Below are 18,782 nucleotides of genomic sequence, written 5' to 3'. Positions count from 1 at the left end.
GGTGAAACTATGGCAAAACCATTAGTGGCTGTTGTAGGCCGTCCAAATGTAGGTAAATCTACACTTTTTAATGCCATTGTTAATAAACGTATCTCTATCGTTGAAGATATTCCGGGGGTAACAAGGGACCGTATTTACTTCGATGCAGAGTGGTTAAATCGTGAGTTTACAATGATCGATACTGGTGGTATCGAGTTCATTACTGAAAATAGTCATGTTATTCCTAAGATGATGCGATTACAAGCTGAATTAGCTATTGAAGAAGCGGATGTAATTTTATTTGTCGTCGATGGTAAACAAGGTATTGTACCTGCTGATGAAGAAGTTGCAAATATTCTTAGAGCTAGTGGAAAACCTGTTGTACTCGTAGTTAATAAGATTGATAGTGTAAATCAAGAGCCGAATATTTATGAATTCTACAATCTTGGTTTGGGGGACCCCATTGGCATTTCCGCTAAAAATCTTATGAATTTAGGTGATTTGCTGGATGATACTGTTAAACATTTTCCACCAGTTGGCACTAATGTAGATGATGAAGATACTATTCATGTTGCCGTTATTGGTCGTCCAAATGTAGGTAAATCTTCTTTGACTAATGCATTATTAGGACAAGATCGTGTAATAGTATCTGATGTAGCAGGTACTACTCGAGACTCCATTGATACGTATTGGACTCATGGGGGCCAAAAATTTGTACTTATTGATACGGCGGGAATGCGTCGTAAGTCTAAAATCGAAGAAGCCGTTGAACGATATAGTATTGTCCGCTCTTTGCGATCAGTAGATCGTGCTGATATTGTAGTTCTTGTACTAGATGCTCAAGATGGTGTTACAGAACAAGATAAAAAAATTGCAGGTTATGCTTACGAAGCGGGTAAAGGTGTAGTCATTGTTGTGAATAAATGGGATCTTGTTGAAAAAGATGACAAAACAACATTGCGATTTACTGAAGATATTTATGATGAATTAGGTTTTTTACAGTTTGCACCTATCCTGTTTGCTTCTGCTTTAACTAAGCAACGTATTCACCGTTTAGCTGATATGTTGAAGTTTGTATCTGAACAACAATACCGCCGTGTATCTACTGGGACGTTAAATCAATTATTACAAGATGCACAAACCGTAAATCCTGTACCATCTCGCAATGGTAGAATTCCAAAAATCTATTATATGACGCAAGCTAGTGTTAAGCCGCCTACATTTATTTTATTTGTAAATGAACCAGAGCTAATTCACTTCTCTTATATGCGTTTCTTAGAGAATCGATTGCGTGAGTCCTTTGGTTTTGAAGGAACTCCGATTCGTTTAGTATTACGTGGCAAGAAACGGGATGATGAAGACTAATGGATATTATGATTATTGTATATGCTGTATTATCATATCTTATCGGATCAATTCCTAGTGGATTAATTATAGGTAAGCTTTTCTTTAATACAGACGTACGACAATATGGCTCTAAAAATATTGGCGCTACTAATACATATCGAGTTATCGGACTTAAAGCAGCCTTACCTGTATTTCTATGTGATGCTTTAAAAGGGGCCGCAGGAGTAGTGCTACTCTCACCCTATGGGCCTATGTTTATGATCTTAGGTGGTATTCTTGGGATGATGGGGCACAACTGGTCTGTTTTTCTGGGCTTTAAAGGTGGTCGTGGCGTTGCTACGGGTTTAGGTGTACTTATTGCTCTTTCACCAATAGTAGCATTGATTTGCTTTTTGGTATGGGGTGTTATCGTATATTTCACTAAACTTGTATCTTTAGGCTCTATCATTGCCGCTGCATTAGTACCAGTACTGATGTATTTCACTGGAGAATCCTTCTGGTTTGTTGGCTTTGGCGGATTAGCAGCTTTGTTTGTCATTGTACGTCACTGGGATAATATTAAGCGTCTACTTGCTGGAAACGAGTTAAAAGTAGAGCGCATTAAAAAGGATTAAAGAATGAATGTTGTTGTTATCGGCTCTGGTAGTTGGGGGACGGCCCTTGCTATTAAATCCGTTTTAGCTGGAAATACTACAACTATATATTGTCGTCGTCCAGAATTTGCAGATAAACTTGCAAAAGACTTAGAGAATAAAGACTATTTACCAGGTGTAAAACTTCCAGAAGAATTACAATATAGTTCTGATTTAGAGGCATGTATTAGTAATGCCGAAGTGGTATTAATGGTTACTCCTTCTGTACATGTACGTACCAGTTTAGAGGCTATTAAACCGTATGCTCATAAAAATCAAGCCTATATTCTATGTTCAAAAGGTGTAGAACGAACCAGTGGCAAACTTTTGACGACTGTGATGAAAGAGGTTCTTGCTACCATAGGGTGTCATTTAGCGGTTTTGTCTGGACCTAATCATGCAGAAGAGGTTGGTCGCAACTTACCTGCTGCATCTGTGCTGAGTACTGAAAGCCTAGAGGTAGCTACAACATTGCAAAAGGCATTATGTAGTCAAAATTTTAGAATTTATGCAAATACTGATATGATTGGTGTTGAACTAGCAGGAGCCACGAAAAACATCATTGCCCTTGCAGCTGGTATTGCAGATGGTTTAGCTTTAGGGGATAATTGTAAGGCTTTACTATTAACACGTGGCCTTCATGAGATGACTCGCTTTGGGGTGGCCTTAGGGGCCCAAAAAGAAACCTATGCTGGTCTTGCTGGTATGGGGGATTTGATTGCTACTTGTATGAGCCCACATGGTCGTAACCGTGCGGCTGGTCAAAAACTAGCCGAGGGTAAGACGATGGATTTTATTGTTAATCATACTAATATGGTTGTAGAAGGATTTTTCGCAACAGAAATTATTTATAAAATGGCTTGTAAACATCAAATTGAAATGCCTATAACGAAGGCTTTATATGAGGTTTTATACGAAAAAAAATCTCCATCCATAGCATTAGCTGAGTTGATGGGGCGTGATATTAAAATTGAAGTATCATAAATAAAAGATACTTTTAATTTGGTTATTTATATACTATAATTAATGAGTATAATCTTGTGAGGGTTGTATGCGAATTATTGGCGGAACTGCTAAGGGACATGCTATAAAAGCACCTAAAGGATTAGATACTAGGCCTACACTTGATCGTGTTCGTGAAAGTGTATTTAATGTATTAGCAAATAGAGGTATATTTGGTTCTGATATACTAGATATATTTTCTGGCACTGGTGCAGTAGCAATTGAAGCCTTAAGTCGTGGTGCAGCACATGCAGTAGCAGTGGACTTTAAAACGGGAAAACTAATTTTAGAGAATGCTAAACATTGTCGTGTGGATGATCGGTTAGAAATTATTCCGAGGAAACTTTCACAATTAAAAAATTATATAGTAGGGCGACAGTTCGATTATATATTTTCTGACCCGCCATATGAAAATGGATTTATACAAGATACCATAGATTTGGTTGTAAACTATGATTTGTTAAAACCTGAAGGTGTTTTATTATTAGAACATCATAAGGATGAGATTTTTACCTTACCAGAATCATGGGAATGTATAAAAGAACAGAAATTTGGTTATACGGTAGTTTCCTATTTTGTAAAGACAGCCGAAAGGAGCTAAACCTGTGCGTATAGGTGTATGTCCGGGTAGTTTTGACCCAGTTACTAATGGACATGTTGATATTTTTGAACGGGGCAGCCGATTGGTTGATAAATTAATCATTGCTGTCAGCTCAAATCCGAATAAAAATTCCTTATTTTCTATGGAAGAACGGGTTGAGATGATTCGAAATTCTGTCAAACATATTCCTAATGTTGAAATTGATTGTACAGGTGGCTTGCTCAATGAGTATGTTAAATCCAAGAATGCTACTATTATTATTCGAGGATTACGTGCATTGAGCGACTTTGAATATGAATTTCAGCGCGCATTATTTGCAAAATATTTGGATGATGACATTGAAACAGTATTTATTATGACAAATAACAAATACTCTTTTGTCAGCTCCACGGGTATTCGTGAACTAGCTAAATTTGGTGGTAAGCTAGATGGTCTTGTTCCGGATGATGTTAAGGAAAAACTTGAAGAACGCTTTAATACGGTCCATAATAAATAGGGGTGAATTGTATGAAAACAGAAAAATTATTAGAAGATTTAGAGGTTCTTATTGAATCTAGCAGCCGTATTCCTATGACTACAAAACGTATGGTTGAGGAAGACGAAATTATGCGTATTATTGATTCTATTCAGGAATCCTTACCTTTGGAACTTGAAGAATCTCGTCGTATTGTAGCAGATAAAGATAAAGTGTTAGCTGATGCTCAACGTCAGGCTGAAACTTTGATCGATCAAGCTAAAGACTACATTGCTAAATTGACAGCTGAAAGTGAACTTGTAAAACAAGCTCAAGAACAAGCTAATCAAATTATTAATGCAGCAAATCAATCCTCTGATGAGCTGAAAGCTAGCTCTATTCAATATGCTGGTGATGTTCTTAAATATGTTGAAAACAACTTGGAGAAAACATTGGAAAGCTTGCGTCAAAATCGTGAAAGTTTGAAACAAACTGAACAACGTACAGAAGAAAACCAATAGTTTAAACAAAGGCTAGATATCATATTATATCTAGCCTCTTTTTATATGTTAAATTCCATAGAAAACTTAAGATAAGTAATATCAAATTTCAGATCAATATGTAAAAAATAATGTGAGCAAAATAATAAGCCAAAAATAAAAGCGAAGGGATACCTTCGCTTTTATCATTCTCTATAGTTTTCTGGTTTTTTAGGCTCCACAATCATAGTTTGATGGGTATTAAAAATAACAAATCCCAAAGGAGATCCAGGTGGCTTTTTGATATTTTTAATGTATGTATAATCTACCGGGACCTTACTAGTATCACGAGCTTTACTAAAGTAGGCTGCATATTGTGCTACTTTCGATAAAATCATATCGTCTGGCTCAATATTGAGTCTCAAAATAAGGTGGGAACCTTGGATATCTTGTGTATGGAACCAAATGTCAGTTGGCTTTGCAAATCGGTGTGTTAAATATTCGTTTTGCTGATTGTTACGACCGATGAATATTTCACCTTCATCAATTGTTAAGTGAATGTAGTTAGATTTACCTAGTTTGTAAGATAATGGTTTTTTTGATTTTTTTATAATGCCTGCATCCATACATTCTTTGCGTATTTCTTCTAAACTTTCACGAGTGGTGGCTAAAGAGATACTGTACAGAATGGATTGTAAGTATGCTAGTTTTGTGGTGCTAGCATTGAGTTGGTACTCGCCGCTAACCATACGATTTTTTAATTTTGTATAAAGCTTATAATACCATTGTGCATTTTCCACAATCGTTAAGTTTGGCTTTAAAGGAATCGTTAAGATTTCGTTTTCTTCGGAAAGAAGATTTTGCAATTCAATAGAAGGCTCATATTGCACTTGAAGGTGTGCATTTATCATTAGAAGATCACCATATAATTTATAGGTTTCCATTTTCTTAGTATCTTCTAATTCATCTTTAATCTTTTGATGGCGACCTTCTTCCTTTTTGATGGCTGTTGTTAAGATTTTTTCTAACTCTTTATCAGCTGTATGAATTGCTTTTGTATTATGAATGGATTCCTCTAAAGCTTCAGAAATAGTGTTGTATTCTTTTAATACCTTATAGTTGTGTAATAAAATGCTTGCGTGAGCCTTTTTATTGTTATCGTTAACTAAAGTAAACAAACCGTTGCTATTTTCGAGTTTTACCTTGAGGTCGTTCAAGGCTTTAGAAAGCGTATCTAGTTGAAAAGTATCTAAATCGGTTATAATTTCTTCACCACTTAGATTGGAAATATATAAAACTTCATCCAATAAAGGTTTGCCAAAGCCGTTAAAGATAGCTCGAATAGATTGTTGCACGGAGCCATTACCAAAAGAGGTGAGTAGATTTTTGATTTCATTACAATCAAAGTCCATCAAGCTTACACGATTAGCATTTGGTGGTAAATTATACTGTAGCTTTGGACTAATAGATCGTTCACGGTTCATGAGTGGAGATACGTGAATTAAAGATTCTAAAATAATACCGTTTTGTACAAAAATACAGTTGGAATATTTGCCCATTAATTCAACATATATATATGTACTCGTAATGGAACCGTCCATTTCAAGTTTATCCGTTTGGATGCACATGATTCGGTCGCCATTGATTTGTTCCACCTTTACAATGCGGCTACCTTCAATATGCTTTCGTAAGAACATACAAAGTGAGCTTGGTTCTTTTGGCAAATCTTGCAGTGGTTGACTAAGATATATTGCTGGTGTAGCACCTACGGTAATGATTAAGTTTTGGTCTTCGTTGAGTGCTCGAATTTTAAATAATAATGTAGTTTTGTCTATTTGATATAGTTTTTGTATTTGCCCTGTTTGTAATCGCTCGTTTATTTCTTTAGCGAGTACAGACATGGTAAGTCCGTCTAAATTCATAGTACTCCTTTCAAATATATTTAGAAGTATAGTTTAGTATACCATAGTGTACATATAATTCTTAGTATTTAAACACGGATTATGTAATTCGTGGTACAATAATAAAAACTACTAAGGAGGATGACTTATGAAAAGCATGACCGGTTTTGGTTCTGGCACAGCAACCAAAGATGGCATTACCTGTACTGTAGAAATTAAGTCCGTAAATGCACGCTTCTTGGATCTATTTATTCGTAGTCCAAAACAAATGAATCCTTTTGAAAGTATTATTCGTGGAATGATACAAGATCGCATTACTCGTGGTAAGGTTGAGGTATCAGTTTCTATTCTAGATGCAGGAGAGCGACCTAAAACTTTCACTATTAATAGTGTATTGAGAAAGCAGATACAAGAGTTATTGGTACAAGAGGAGTTCTATGATAACCCCAAAAAGGTACCTTTACAAGCTGTAAATTCGATTTCTAACGAATGGATTCAACAACAAGATACACCAATTGCTGAAGAGGTACTTTCAGATATTGTAAAAGAAGCAACTACTCAAGCATTAGATGCTTTAATAGCAATGCGAACTGCGGAAGGTCAACATATCAATCAGGATCTATTAGATCGTATCGATACACTTGAAAAGATTATTACTAAAATTGACACTAATAAATCTGGTGCTGTAGAAGCATATCGCGAACACATAAAAACTAAAATTAAGGAATATTTAGTTTCTTTAGAAGCGAGTATTAGTGAGGATCGTTTTATACAAGAGATTGCTCTATTGGCTGATAAGACGGATATTACGGAAGAGATTGTCCGATTTACCTCTCATGTGGTACAATTAAAAAATACACTTGCAGATACAAACTCAATCGGTCGTAAGGTCGATTTTATTTTGCAAGAAATGAATCGTGAAGTAAATACAATCGGCTCCAAAGCAATGGATTCGATTATTACTGAGCTTGTGGTTCAACTTAAATGTGAGTTAGAGAAAATTAGAGAACAAGTACAGAATGTAGAGTAATAGGAGGTCTATGAATGAGTATTCAATTACTGAATATAGGCTTTGGTAATATGGTATCTGCTAACCGTGTTATGGCTATTATTAGTCCTGAATCCGCCCCTATAAAGCGGATGGTTCAAGATGCTAGAGACAAGGGATTGCTCATTGATGCCACATATGGTCGTAAGACACGTGCTGTATTAGTTATGGACAGTGGTCAAATTGTATTATCTGCAATTCAACCTGAAACCGTAGCACATCGACTTGTGCAACATGATGTGGATGTAGATACAGTGGAATCATAGGAGTGCATATGTCAGACAGAGGATTATTAATCGTTATATCCGGGCCATCTGGCGCAGGTAAGGGTACGATTTGTGCGAATATTCGTAAAGAAATGCCTAATTTAGTTTATTCCGTTTCTATGACAACCCGTGCTCCACGTGTGGGTGAAAAGGAAGGAATTAACTATTTCTTCCGCTCTAAAGATGAATTTGAGTCTTTACTTAGTGAAGACGCATTCTTAGAATATGCTAAGGTATATGATAATTACTATGGTACTCCAAAACAGCATGTAATGGATTTATTAGATGATGGGAAAAGTGTACTATTAGAAATCGATATTCAAGGCGCTATGCAGGTTAAGGAACGTTTTAGTGATGCTGTATTTATTTACATTGTACCGCCGTCACTATCTGAGTTATCTGAACGTTTACATAATCGTGGCACAGATGCTAAAGAAGTCATTGATAAACGATTGTCATTGGCTTGTTCAGAATTGGCCTTAGCTCATCGCTATGACTATATCGTCGTAAATGATGATTTAGCAGAGGCTTCTGAAAAGGTTGCTTCTATCTTGCGAGCTGAATCTTGTAAGATTAGTCGTAATAAAGAGCAAATTCAATATATTTATAAACAATATCAAGAGTCTAAGGAGAAGTGATAGTATGATGGTAAAACCTCCATTAAAAAAATTGGAAAGCCAAGTAGATAGCAAATATACATTGGTGACTTTAGCGGCTAAACGCGCTCGCGAATTAACAGATGGCGAACCTTGCTTAGCAGAATCTACACATGCGACTGACAAGCCTGTATCTTTGGCATTTTATGAAATTGCTGAAGGTGAAGTGACATATAAACGCACTAAAGAAGGCATTAAATAAAAAATCAATTCCTTGTATCATTGATACAAGGAATTTTTAAAAGGAGAAGAACATGCGCGGAAAACATATCATTGTCGCAGTATCTGCAGGTATTGCAGCGTATAAGGCAATTGAAGTGGTAAGCAGACTTCATAAAAAAGGGGCTGAAGTAAAGGTTGTAATGACACAAAATGCAACGCATATTGCGTCACCTTTAACATTTGGTGAAATTAGTGGACATCCTGTAGCTTTAGACATGTTTGAACAAGTTCATCAGTGGGATGTAGAACATATTGCACTGGCCACTTGGGCAGATGCATATGTAGTTGTGCCTGCAACAGCAAATGTGATCGGAAAAATTTATGCAGGCATTGCTGATGATATGTTAACTACAACAATTATGGCCACCACAGCACCTAAGTACCTTTGTCCTGCTATGAATACAGAAATGTATAATAATCCTATTACACAACGTAATTTGGAAGGATTGCGTTCCTTGGGCTATCATATTATGGAACCCGCAGAAGGTTGGCTTGCTTGTGGCATTACTGGTGTAGGGCGTTTACCAGAACCAGAAGCAATTGTGGAGTGGCTAGAATCTAAAATGTGTAGCACCAATGAGCTTGAAGGTACTACTATACTTGTTACAGCTGGCGGAACACAGGAGAGTATTGATCCAGTTCGATATATTGGAAATCGTTCTAGCGGTAAGATGGGATATGCCATTGCAGAACAGGCTGCACGCATGGGGGCTAAGGTGATTTTAGTAAGTGCTCCCACATCTTTACCTGTACCAAGTGGCGTAGACTTTGTTTCTGTAGATTCTGCAGTGTCTATGCAGGAGGCTGTTGAAGCTCGTTTTAATGATGTTAATGTAGTTATTATGGCTGCCGCTGTTTCTGACTTTAGAGTCCTTCATAAAGCAGAGCAAAAAATAAAAAAAATGGAGTCTATGACCATAGAACTTGTAAAAAATCCAGATATTCTACAAGGGTTGGGCTCTAAAAAAAGTCATCAAATTCTTGTTGGTTTTGCGGCAGAAACAGAACATGTAATCAAGTATGGTCAGGATAAAGTGGCTAAAAAAAATCTAGATATGCTTGTAGCCAATGATGTAAGCAAATCGAATGCAGGTTTTAATGTAGATACGAATGAAGGCTATTTTTTATATCCTGATAAAGAGCCTAAAGAAATGCCTAATATGAAAAAATCTGACCTTGCTCGACATATCCTTAGAGAAGTTATTGATTTAGTAGCAAACAGAGCTGACATAAATTAATTCTTGTGTGTGTTGTTTTAAAAAGGGTGTGTTTTTCTTACATGTTTGCTATACAAAAAGCATATTTAGACGGCTCATTAGGAAAAGGAAAATGGAGTAATAATATTATCGCCGGATTGGTCGTAGGGGTTGTGGCTCTGCCTTTAGCAATGGCCTTTGCTATTGCTAGTGGAGTTACACCGCAGGCGGGCATTTATACGGCAATCATTGCAGGTATATTTGTATCCTTGTTTGGTGGCTCCCCTGTTCAGATTGCGGGCCCTACAGGGGCATTTATCGTTCTATTGAGCAGTATCGTTGTCAATTATGGCTTTGAAGGCTTACAAATTGCGACCATGATGGCAGGGATTATTCTGGTTTTAATGAGTGTTGCAAAGTTAGGAACGGTGATTCGGTTTATTCCAACACCTGTTATTATGGGTTTTACTGCAGGTATTGGCGTTACGATTTGGGTAGGTCAATGGCCATATTTCTTTGGATTTCCACCGTTGCCTTATATGGCTCATTTCCATGAAAAATTATGGGCTATGATTCAGTCCTTACCATACTCTGACTTACCTACATTGGGGATTGCGATCTTAAGCTTAAGTCTACTGTTAGTTTTACCTAGAATCCCATATATTAATAAAGTTCCAGCTCCCATTGTAGCTATGATTGTTGCTACGGTTATTCAAGCCATCTACCAATTTCCTACGGTTTTAACCATTGGTAGTGCATTTGGTGGCATACCTCAAGGTTTGCCAGAATTTTCTGTACCAAAATTGAGTTTTGATAAAATCTTATCCTTAATCGGGCCGGCTTTTACAATTGCCATGCTAGGCGCTATTGAATCCTTATTGTCTGCAGTTGTTGCTGATGGTATGAGTGGAACCAAGCATGAATCTAATACTGAATTATTTGGACAAGGATTAGCTAATATATTTGCGCCATTGTTTGGTGGAATTGCATCAACCGGTGCTATTGCGCGAACTGCCACAAATATTCGTCAAGGTGGTAATTCTCCGGTGGCAGGTATTGTTCATGCCATTACATTAGGTGCCATTCTTTTATTTTTAGCCCCATATGCAGTGTATATTCCGTTGGCATCTATGGCAGCCATATTATTTGTAGTAGCCTACAATATGAGTGATGTACCACGTTTTATACGAATGCTTGTTCTCGCACCTCGTCCAGATCAAATAATATTATTGCTTACCTTTTTTCTGACTATTTTTACGGATTTAGTAGTAGCTGTAAATGTAGGTGTAGTACTTGCAGTGTTGCAGTTTATGCGTAAAATGGTTAATACAATTGATGTGCATGAAGCAAGTAGTGCCGAATTATCAGCTCAGATTAGGCATGAGATTACAATCCATCCAGAAATAATGGTATACACTGTAGATGGCCCATTATTCTTTGGCGCTATAAGTGCATTTGATAGAGCGTTAAACTCTATACATAAAGATCCTAAATATTTAATCATTCGTTTTGTAAAAGTACCATTTGTAGATTTAACGGGTTTACGTATTTTACGAGGTATTATTGAAGAACTTCAAAAAAGAGGCATAGAAGTTTTGCTTAGTGATGTGAGTTACGATATACGTAGAGAGATGTATAAATCTGATTTCTTGGATATTCTGGGCTGTCATCATATGTATCGTCAGTTTGAAAGTGCCCTTCATAAGGCCGAACATGATTTAGCTTTAAAAGAGGCAAGAGAGGTATAATAATGACTTGCTTTCTCACTGTAAATACACTATAATATTTTTGTAACTCATCAAGAGTAGTGGAGGGATAGGCCCTGTGAAGCTACAGCAACCATTCCAAGCGGAAAAGGTGCTAATTCCTATGACAAATGTCGTTAGATGGGAGGGTCTCTCATGAGTGCATGAGAGACTTTTTTTCGTATTAGGAGGATAAAATGGCTGAAAAACATATGTTTTTTACTTCTGAATCTGTTACTGAAGGCCATCCAGATAAAATAGCTGACCAAATTTCTGATGCTGTTTTGGATGCGATTATTGAAAAGGATCCAACTGCTCGTGTGGCTTGTGAAACTTTAGTTACTACTGGTTTAGTTCATGTAGTAGGTGAAATTTCTACTCATACATATGTTGATATTCCTCGCATCGTACGTGATACAATTCGTGAAATTGGTTATACTCGTGCAAAATTTGGTTTTGATTGTGATACTTGTGGTGTACTTGTATCCATCGATGAACAATCTGCGGATATCGCCATGGGCGTTGATGAAGCACTTGAATCAAAAGATGGCAATGGTGAAGTGCTTGATAAAATCGGTGCTGGTGACCAAGGTATGATGTTTGGCTATGCATCTAATGAAACACCTGAACTCATGCCTTTGCCAATTTCCTTGGCACATCGTTTATCTCGTCGACTTACAGAAGTTCGTAAGGATGGGACTTTAACTTACTTACGTCCAGACGGTAAAACTCAAGTTACTGTAGAATATGTTGATGGTAAACCTAAGCGCATTGATACAATTGTTATTTCTACGCAACATAGCCCTGAAGTGACCCAAGAACAAATTAAAGCCGATTTGAAGCGTTATGTAATTGACGCAGCGTTGCCTGCTGAATTCGTTGATGAAAATACTAAATACTTCATCAATCCAACTGGTCGTTTCGTAATTGGAGGCCCTCATGGTGATGCTGGTTTAACTGGCCGTAAAATTATTGTAGATACATACGGTGGTATGGCCCGTCATGGTGGCGGTGCATTCTCCGGTAAGGATCCATCTAAAGTGGACCGTTCTGCAGCATACGCAGCGCGTTATGTAGCTAAAAATGTTGTAGCAGCAGGTCTTGCTGATAAATGTGAAGTGCAAGTTGCTTATGCAATTGGGGTTGCTCATCCTGTATCTATTTTAGTTGATACTTTTGGTACAGGTCGCATAGAGGAAACAAAAATTCAAGAGCTTGTTAAAAAACATTTCGACCTTCGTCCAGCAGGAATCATTGAAATGCTTGATTTGTTAAAGCCTCATTATCGCAAAACTGCAGCGTATGGTCACTTTGGTAGAACTGATGTGGATTTACCTTGGGAACGTACAGATAAAGCACAAATTCTAAAAGAAGAAGCTGGCTTATAATACAAAAGGTCTTGGTAGAATTTCTACTGAGACCTTTTATAATAAACGAAAGGAAATAATGTATGCGCGTAGCACAAGTTATAATTAACAGACCAGCCAAACAACTTCATAAACCTTTGAGCTATTTAATGCCTGAAAAGTTTGGTAATGTTTTGCCTGGTACGCGCGTACTCATTCCTTTAGGACATAGTCGTGAAGAAGGCATTCTTATTGGTTACGACGAGTTAGTTGAGCCACCAGAGTTCACTTTACGAAATATTGTGCAAGTATTAGATAGTGAACCTTGGTTTACACCGGAAATGATGGATACGGCCCGTCGTCTAAATGAGTATTATTTATTCTCTTATGGCGATGCATTGCGATTGTTTACAGTGAATAAGACATTAAAATCTTACGAGGCACCAAAGGAAGAATGGTTAGTAGTTATGCCAGAATTTTCGGTGGCACAATTTAGTGAACGGAAAAAGAAACAACGAGAATTAGCAAAATACTTACTTGAAGTGGGCGGAGCATCTAAGGCATTACTGCTAGCTAAAGGCTATTCTCGTATGGTCATTAAACAAGTGAGTGAAGCTAAAGGTATTGTCGTTGAAGCTCGTTTTAAAGCCACAAAAACAACATTTGATGAGCTTTTAACAGAAGAAGTTAATATTCCTCTTACTGAAGCTCAACAAGCTGTATATGGACCAATACAAGCTGCAATGAATAGCCATGAACATAAAACCTTTTTACTTCATGGTGTCACTGGTAGTGGTAAGACTCAATTATATTTACGTGCTACAGCAAAATGTATTAGTCAGGATAAGACGGCTATTATTTTAGTACCTGAAATTATATTGACTGATCAAATTGTGAGACGATTTGTAGAAACTTTTGGTGACGAAGTCGTAGTATTTCATAGTAAATTGACGGTACAACAACGGAACAATAATTGGGAGCGTTTGCGCCGTAAGGATAGTCACATTATTATTGGCGCTCGTTCTGCCGTATTTGCGCCAGCTGAGGATATCGGGCTTATTGTGGTCGATGAAGAACATGATCCATCTTATAAACAAGAGGATATGGTTCGATATCATGCACGTAACGTGGCATTGTGGCGTGCTGAGGCACATGGTTGTCCCGTTATTTTAGGCTCTGCTACACCATCTGTTACTTCGTACTATAAAGCTAAGCAAGGGGAGTATCATTTACTAGAGTTGACAAATCGCATTTTTGAGCAACCTATGCCGAAGGTTACTATAGTAGATATGAAGGAAGAAATTCTTCATGGAAATTACTCCGTTTTTTCTGATGCCATGAGTCGCTTAATTCAACATACATTGGATGAGCATAATCAAATGATTATTCTGTTAAATAGACGCGGTTATAGTACTTTTGTTATGTGCCGGGATTGTGGGGAAACTATTATGTGTCCTCATTGTGATGTAGCTATGGTTTATCACCAAGCTGGTGAAGAATTGCGTTGTCATTATTGTGAACATCATGAACCAATTCCAACTGTTTGTCCCAAATGTAATAGTAAGAGGATTAAGTTTTTTGGTTCAGGCACACAAAAGGTAGAGGAAGAGTTACGTCGTCACTTTAAATCGGCCCGCATTGCTCGTCTTGATCAAGATGTGACAAAAAATAAGCAATTAGCAGAAGATATTTTACATGACTTTGGGGCTCATAAATATGATATTTTGTTGGGAACACAAATGGTATCTAAAGGTCATGACTTTAAAGATGTAACAGCTGTTGGTATTTTAACAGCCGATTCAGTTTTGAATATTCCTGTTTATACAGCTTCAGAACGAACTTTTGATTTACTTACTCAAACCTCTGGACGTGCCGGTAGGGGTGAAAAACCGGGTAGCGTTGTAATACAAACATATAATCCTTTAAATTATGCTATAATAAAGAGTAAGGCTCATGATTATATAGGCTTTTACAATGAAGAAATTAAAAATCGTAAAGCTTTAGGATATCCTCCATTTCGCGAAATGATTCATATGGTAGTGCGTCATCAAGATATGAAAACATTAGAGTCTATAGCAAATCGTATTGTCGATGACTTGGAGTCTTATAAAGGAAATCAGGATATTTTGATTAATGGTCCTTATGAAGCGCCTATAAAAAAAGTGCGCGATATGTATCGTTTAGCTATTATGATTCGCGGTACAGATTTAACAAATTTGAAAGAATATATATATAACTCATGGATTTTCACGCAAGAAGGACTGCTGATTGACGTGGATCCCGTGTAGTGTAGGAGTATCAATGGCTGTATTAGATGTTGTGAAAGCAGGTCATCCCGTTTTAAAACAAGTGGCGGAACCTGTAGAACATGTTAATAAAAAACTTAGAGTCCTTATCGATGATATGGCTGAAACTATGTATAAGACTGAAGGAGTTGGTCTTGCAGCACCTCAAGTGGCTGTAGCTAAACGTATTATCGTTGTAGATGACCAATCTGGTAGTGGTCTTATTGCGCTAATTAACCCTGAAATCACTCATGCTGAAGGTTCTCAAGTTGGACCTGAAGGATGCTTAAGTGTGCCAGGATATTTCGGAGATGTGGAACGATTTAATAAAGTCACCGTTAAAGGTATTGATCCACATAATAAGAAGGTAACTATAAAAGCTGAAGGTTTTTTGGCGCGTATTTTCCAACATGAAATTGATCACTTGGAAGGTCATTTGTTTATTGAAAAAGCAACTAACTTACGATTAATTACTGATCATCCAGAGGAGAAAGAAATTGTCTGATAATAAACAATTACGCATCGTTTTTATGGGGACACCAGACTTTTCTGTGCCTACCTTAGAGGCTTTGATTCAAGCTGGTCATTCTATTGTCGGTGTGTATTGCCAGCCTGATAAACAAAAAGGGCGTGGTAAACAAGTTCAAATGCCCCCTGTAAAAGTAGCTGCTTTAGAGCATGACTTGCCTGTATATCAACCAGTCACTTTGCGTGATGAACAAGTGAGAGCCGAATTAGAAGCATTACAACCAGATGTAGTGATTGTTATTGCGTATGGTAAAATTTTACCTCCTTGGCTTATTCAATTGCCGCAATATGGTTGTATTAATGTTCATGCCTCTATTTTACCTAGTTATAGAGGCGCTGCGCCAATTCACTATGCAATTCTTAATGGAGACTCTAAAACGGGTGTTACCATAATGCATATGGATGATGGACTTGATACAGGTGATATCATCGACATTGTGGAGACAGATATTTTACCCGGTGAAACGACAGGACAGTTATTTGAACGTATAGCTGTACTGGGGGGTGAAACTATAGTACCTGTATTAACTCGTTGGGTTAATGGAGAAATTGTGGCTACACCACAAGATGATACAATGGCTACACATACTACTAAGATTACAAAGGAAATGGGGCAGATCGACTGGTCTAAGCCGGCTAATGAAATTGCAAACCTCATTAGAGGACTTAATCCAGCACCTGGATGTTATACATATCTCGATGGAAAACGTTTAAAAGTATGGTCTGGAGAAGTGGTTCCCAGTGATACGACTCACTGTTTGATAGATGTTCATGGTAAACATGTACCAATTGCTATATCAGCTACAACTGTGCCTGGTACAATCGTATCTAAAATAGCCGGTTTAGGTGTATTTTGTGGTGATGGAAATATAATTCTATTAACAGAAGTCCAACCAGAAAATAAAAAACGCATTTCTGCAATTGATTTTATAAATGGTCATCAAATAAAGGAAGGTATCGTTTTTGGGGACTCAATATAAGCAGTACGAAACGTATCCGTTATACTTGATTTTATCAACTGTTACATGTGCTTTGCTCACAGCAGTACTAGCCTTTCTAATGTATATATTAGAACCAGGACTTTTACAATTGCATCCATTTGCATCAATTATAAGTAGTGTAGTTATATCTATACTTATTGCTATTATATGGATTTTGTGCTTATCTTTAATTGTTGCTAGCACAGGTATTATACGGTTACATCCTATTGTTTTAAGACTAGCCAATCAGTTTATTTATGGATTATTTCCATTAACTTTGGCGATTGGTAAGGTGAGAGGGGTTACTAAGGATCAACTCCGCCAGTCTATGATTGATTTAATCAATCATTTAGTAATGTTAGATATGTATACGGTAGATCCAGAACGTATATTATTATTAACTCCTCACTGTTTACAAGAAAGTTCGTGTGTTCATAAGGTTACACATGATGTATATAATTGTAAGCAGTGTGGGCGATGCCAGGTTGGTAATTTGTTGCAAGTGGCTAAGGACTATGGTTGTCAATTTATAGTTGTCACTGGAGGCACCTTAGCGCGGATGAAGGTAAAGGAAGCACGCCCAAAAGCTATTGTAGCAATAGCTTGCGAACGAGATTTAGCAAGTGGAATGGCTGATGTATTTCCCATCCCAGTTATTGGGGTATTAAATGAACGTCCTAATGGGCCATGTTGTAATACAACAGTCGATTCTGAACGTGTTCGAGCAGTAGTAGAACAATTGATTGGTAGGAATAGTAATGATAGAGGTAAAGACTAATCAACAACAAAATATTCGATTGCTCGCTGTAAAAGCATTGAGTGAAATTAATCGCAATGGTGCTTATGCAAATATAAAGTTGCAAGAGTATTTACAGAAATATCATCTATCCGATTTAGATCGAAGATTCTTTACTGAACTTGTGTATGGAGTCATTCGTAGAAAAAATTACTTGGATGCTATTATTGTTTTCTTTGCAAAGCGCCCCTTAAAGAAACTATCTTCTATGGTTGTGGAAATTCTTAGACTTGGTATTTATCAAATTATCTATATGGATAAGGTTCCTGAAAGTGCGTCTGTTAATGAATCTGTTAAACTCGCCAAAAAGCTAACTAGAGGTTTATCTGGTTTTGTAAATGCTGTTTTACGTTCGGTTTTACGTGAAAGTGATAGCATTTCTATAGGTGAACTAGCTAAGTCCGAAGCTGAAGAAATTTCCTTTATCTACAATCAACCATTATGGCTTGTCAACTTATGGATAAAAGAAATGGGAAAAGATAAGACCGTAGATCTTTGTGCTTGGTTTAATGAACAACCTCGTTTGACGGCTCGCATAAATACAGTGAAAGTATCTATTGAGGATTGTTTAAAAGAATTAGAAGATTTAGATTGGATTGTAGAACAGGATACATATATTCCTGAAGTAGTTTATATTGATGGACATCAAGGTCATTTAGAAAAAGCCAAACCTGTTTTAGATGGTCATATTACTTTTATGGATAAAGCATCTATGTTAGTAGCCCATGTGGTGGATCCTCAACCAGGAGAGCGTATCTTAGACTGTTGTGCTGCACCAGGTGGCAAGTCTATGCATATGGCAAGTCTTATGAACAATACAGGAGCTATTATGAGTTGTGATATTTACGACCATAAATTAGAACTGATTAATCAAAATGCTGAGCGATTAGGTGTATCTATTATTTCTACTAAGCTTCAAGATGGTCGTTATCTACCTGATAATTGGAAAGAACAATTTGATCGCGTCTTAGTTGATGCTCCTTGTTCTGGTCTAGGTATATTACAAAAGAAATTAGATATGCGTTGGCGTAAAACAGAGTCTTTACTTATTGAGTTGCCGCCGTTACAGCTTGAAATATTAGAAAAAGCTTCTGAAATGGTTAAGGTTAATGGATATTTAGTATATTCCACATGTACTATGAATAGTGGTGAAAATGAAGCTGTTCTAAATAAATTCTTGGCAATTCATAAGAACTTTATCATCGATCCTGTATCATATAAAGGGGCACCACAAGCTATAGATGGTATGATTACAACCTATCCACCGCGAGATCATATGGATGGTTTCTTTATGGCTCGCATGAAACGCTTATCATAAT

At 37.1% G+C, this 18,782-nt stretch carries 19 protein-coding genes and 1 riboswitch; of the genes, 18 read left to right on the top strand and 1 reads right to left on the bottom strand.

Annotated elements, in window-relative coordinates; all coding sequences use genetic code 11:
- The first annotated feature begins 9 nt into the window (after positions 1-9).
- The 6 genes from der to E6X37_RS02960 all read left to right on the top strand — a co-directional run bounded on the left by der (position 10) and on the right by E6X37_RS02960 (position 4,536).
- The gene (der, locus tag E6X37_RS02985; RefSeq protein WP_156697520.1) at positions 10-1,344 is read left to right on the top strand and encodes a ribosome biogenesis GTPase Der; all 1,335 of its coding nucleotides are present in this window, start codon (positions 10-12) and stop codon (positions 1,342-1,344) included.
- On the top strand, positions 1,344-1,940 hold the full coding sequence (gene plsY, locus E6X37_RS02980) for a glycerol-3-phosphate 1-O-acyltransferase PlsY (RefSeq protein WP_004696947.1): 597 nt from the start codon (positions 1,344-1,346) through the stop codon (positions 1,938-1,940). Before der ends, plsY begins: the two co-directional genes overlap by 1 nt.
- A gap of 3 nt (positions 1,941-1,943) precedes the next feature.
- Positions 1,944-2,942, top strand: a complete 999-nt coding sequence (locus E6X37_RS02975; RefSeq protein WP_156697521.1) for an NAD(P)H-dependent glycerol-3-phosphate dehydrogenase — start codon at positions 1,944-1,946, stop codon at positions 2,940-2,942.
- A 67-nt stretch (positions 2,943-3,009) separates the two neighbouring features.
- On the top strand, positions 3,010-3,561 hold the full coding sequence (rsmD, locus tag E6X37_RS02970) for a 16S rRNA (guanine(966)-N(2))-methyltransferase RsmD (protein WP_156697522.1): 552 nt from the start codon (positions 3,010-3,012) through the stop codon (positions 3,559-3,561).
- 4 nt (positions 3,562-3,565) lie between these two features.
- Positions 3,566-4,057, top strand: a complete 492-nt coding sequence (gene coaD, locus E6X37_RS02965; protein ID WP_004693226.1) for a pantetheine-phosphate adenylyltransferase — start codon at positions 3,566-3,568, stop codon at positions 4,055-4,057.
- 11 nt (positions 4,058-4,068) lie between these two features.
- Positions 4,069-4,536, top strand: coding sequence for a hypothetical protein (locus E6X37_RS02960; RefSeq protein WP_004693228.1), 468 nt, complete (start codon positions 4,069-4,071; stop codon positions 4,534-4,536).
- Between the two features lie 164 nt (positions 4,537-4,700).
- Here the strand turns inward: E6X37_RS02960 and E6X37_RS02955 are convergent, their stop codons facing one another.
- The gene (locus E6X37_RS02955; protein WP_156697523.1) at positions 4,701-6,416 is read right to left on the bottom strand and encodes an Rqc2 family fibronectin-binding protein; all 1,716 of its coding nucleotides are present in this window, start codon (positions 6,414-6,416) and stop codon (positions 4,701-4,703) included.
- Between the two features lie 127 nt (positions 6,417-6,543).
- Between E6X37_RS02955 and E6X37_RS02950 the strand changes: the two genes are divergently transcribed.
- The 12 genes from E6X37_RS02950 (at position 6,544) to rsmB (ending at position 18,781) form a co-directional block, all read left to right on the top strand.
- Positions 6,544-7,425, top strand: a complete 882-nt coding sequence (locus E6X37_RS02950; protein ID WP_156697524.1) for a YicC/YloC family endoribonuclease — start codon at positions 6,544-6,546, stop codon at positions 7,423-7,425.
- A gap of 14 nt (positions 7,426-7,439) precedes the next feature.
- Positions 7,440-7,709, top strand: a complete 270-nt coding sequence (remA, locus tag E6X37_RS02945; protein WP_004695657.1) for an extracellular matrix/biofilm regulator RemA — start codon at positions 7,440-7,442, stop codon at positions 7,707-7,709.
- An 8-nt stretch (positions 7,710-7,717) separates the two neighbouring features.
- The gene (gene gmk, locus E6X37_RS02940; protein WP_156697525.1) at positions 7,718-8,347 is read left to right on the top strand and encodes a guanylate kinase; all 630 of its coding nucleotides are present in this window, start codon (positions 7,718-7,720) and stop codon (positions 8,345-8,347) included.
- Between the two features lie 4 nt (positions 8,348-8,351).
- Positions 8,352-8,567 (top strand): DNA-directed RNA polymerase subunit omega, encoded by a 216-nt coding sequence (gene rpoZ, locus E6X37_RS02935; protein WP_004695660.1) that lies wholly within the window; start codon positions 8,352-8,354, stop codon positions 8,565-8,567.
- Positions 8,568-8,619: 52 nt separating this feature from the next.
- The gene (gene coaBC, locus E6X37_RS02930; RefSeq protein WP_156697526.1) at positions 8,620-9,825 is read left to right on the top strand and encodes a bifunctional phosphopantothenoylcysteine decarboxylase/phosphopantothenate--cysteine ligase CoaBC; all 1,206 of its coding nucleotides are present in this window, start codon (positions 8,620-8,622) and stop codon (positions 9,823-9,825) included.
- Positions 9,826-9,866: 41 nt separating this feature from the next.
- Positions 9,867-11,531, top strand: a complete 1,665-nt coding sequence (locus tag E6X37_RS02925; protein ID WP_156697527.1) for a SulP family inorganic anion transporter — start codon at positions 9,867-9,869, stop codon at positions 11,529-11,531.
- A 44-nt stretch (positions 11,532-11,575) separates the two neighbouring features.
- A riboswitch (SAM riboswitch) is annotated at positions 11,576-11,676 on the top strand.
- Positions 11,677-11,725: 49 nt separating this feature from the next.
- Entirely contained in the window at positions 11,726-12,916 is a 1,191-nt protein-coding gene (metK, locus tag E6X37_RS02920) for a methionine adenosyltransferase (protein WP_004695665.1), read from the top strand.
- Between the two features lie 62 nt (positions 12,917-12,978).
- The gene (priA, locus tag E6X37_RS02915) at positions 12,979-15,162 is read left to right on the top strand and encodes a replication restart helicase PriA (protein WP_156697528.1); all 2,184 of its coding nucleotides are present in this window, start codon (positions 12,979-12,981) and stop codon (positions 15,160-15,162) included.
- Positions 15,163-15,175: 13 nt separating this feature from the next.
- Complete coding sequence (gene def / locus E6X37_RS02910) at positions 15,176-15,664, top strand: peptide deformylase (RefSeq protein WP_012864309.1); 489 nt, start codon at positions 15,176-15,178, stop codon at positions 15,662-15,664.
- A complete protein-coding gene (gene fmt / locus E6X37_RS02905; RefSeq protein WP_156697530.1) occupies positions 15,657-16,667 on the top strand; it encodes a methionyl-tRNA formyltransferase in 1,011 nt (336 codons plus the stop codon). Before def ends, fmt begins: the two co-directional genes overlap by 8 nt.
- On the top strand, positions 16,651-17,445 hold the full coding sequence (locus tag E6X37_RS02900; RefSeq protein WP_156697531.1) for a DUF116 domain-containing protein: 795 nt from the start codon (positions 16,651-16,653) through the stop codon (positions 17,443-17,445). Before fmt ends, E6X37_RS02900 begins: the two co-directional genes overlap by 17 nt.
- A complete protein-coding gene (rsmB, locus tag E6X37_RS02895) occupies positions 17,426-18,781 on the top strand; it encodes a 16S rRNA (cytosine(967)-C(5))-methyltransferase RsmB (protein ID WP_156697532.1) in 1,356 nt (451 codons plus the stop codon). The genes E6X37_RS02900 and rsmB overlap by 20 nt, the downstream gene beginning before the upstream one ends.
- The last annotated feature ends 1 nt before the right edge of the window (position 18,782 follow it).

Source organism: Veillonella parvula, assembly GCF_032550495.1.
Lineage (GTDB): Bacteria > Bacillota > Negativicutes > Veillonellales > Veillonellaceae > Veillonella > Veillonella parvula_G.
The sequence above is the reverse complement of the archived record's forward strand: the minus strand, read 5'-3'. Positions and strand labels throughout refer to the sequence as shown.

Coding starts and splice junctions, on each gene's coding strand:
- plsY (WP_004696947.1), top strand. CDS start 1,344: ATGGATATTATGATTATTGTATATGCTGTATTATCATATCTTATCGGA.
- metK (WP_004695665.1), top strand. CDS start 11,726: ATGGCTGAAAAACATATGTTTTTTACTTCTGAATCTGTTACTGAAGGC.
- E6X37_RS02955 (WP_156697523.1), bottom strand. CDS start 6,416: ATGAATTTAGACGGACTTACCATGTCTGTACTCGCTAAAGAAATAAAC.
- E6X37_RS02975 (WP_156697521.1), top strand. CDS start 1,944: ATGAATGTTGTTGTTATCGGCTCTGGTAGTTGGGGGACGGCCCTTGCT.
- def (WP_012864309.1), top strand. CDS start 15,176: ATGGCTGTATTAGATGTTGTGAAAGCAGGTCATCCCGTTTTAAAACAA.
- rpoZ (WP_004695660.1), top strand. CDS start 8,352: ATGATGGTAAAACCTCCATTAAAAAAATTGGAAAGCCAAGTAGATAGC.
- E6X37_RS02950 (WP_156697524.1), top strand. CDS start 6,544: ATGAAAAGCATGACCGGTTTTGGTTCTGGCACAGCAACCAAAGATGGC.
- rsmD (WP_156697522.1), top strand. CDS start 3,010: ATGCGAATTATTGGCGGAACTGCTAAGGGACATGCTATAAAAGCACCT.
- gmk (WP_156697525.1), top strand. CDS start 7,718: ATGTCAGACAGAGGATTATTAATCGTTATATCCGGGCCATCTGGCGCA.
- coaBC (WP_156697526.1), top strand. CDS start 8,620: ATGCGCGGAAAACATATCATTGTCGCAGTATCTGCAGGTATTGCAGCG.
- E6X37_RS02960 (WP_004693228.1), top strand. CDS start 4,069: ATGAAAACAGAAAAATTATTAGAAGATTTAGAGGTTCTTATTGAATCT.
- E6X37_RS02925 (WP_156697527.1), top strand. CDS start 9,867: ATGTTTGCTATACAAAAAGCATATTTAGACGGCTCATTAGGAAAAGGA.
- rsmB (WP_156697532.1), top strand. CDS start 17,426: ATGATAGAGGTAAAGACTAATCAACAACAAAATATTCGATTGCTCGCT.
- der (WP_156697520.1), top strand. CDS start 10: ATGGCAAAACCATTAGTGGCTGTTGTAGGCCGTCCAAATGTAGGTAAA.
- remA (WP_004695657.1), top strand. CDS start 7,440: ATGAGTATTCAATTACTGAATATAGGCTTTGGTAATATGGTATCTGCT.
- priA (WP_156697528.1), top strand. CDS start 12,979: ATGCGCGTAGCACAAGTTATAATTAACAGACCAGCCAAACAACTTCAT.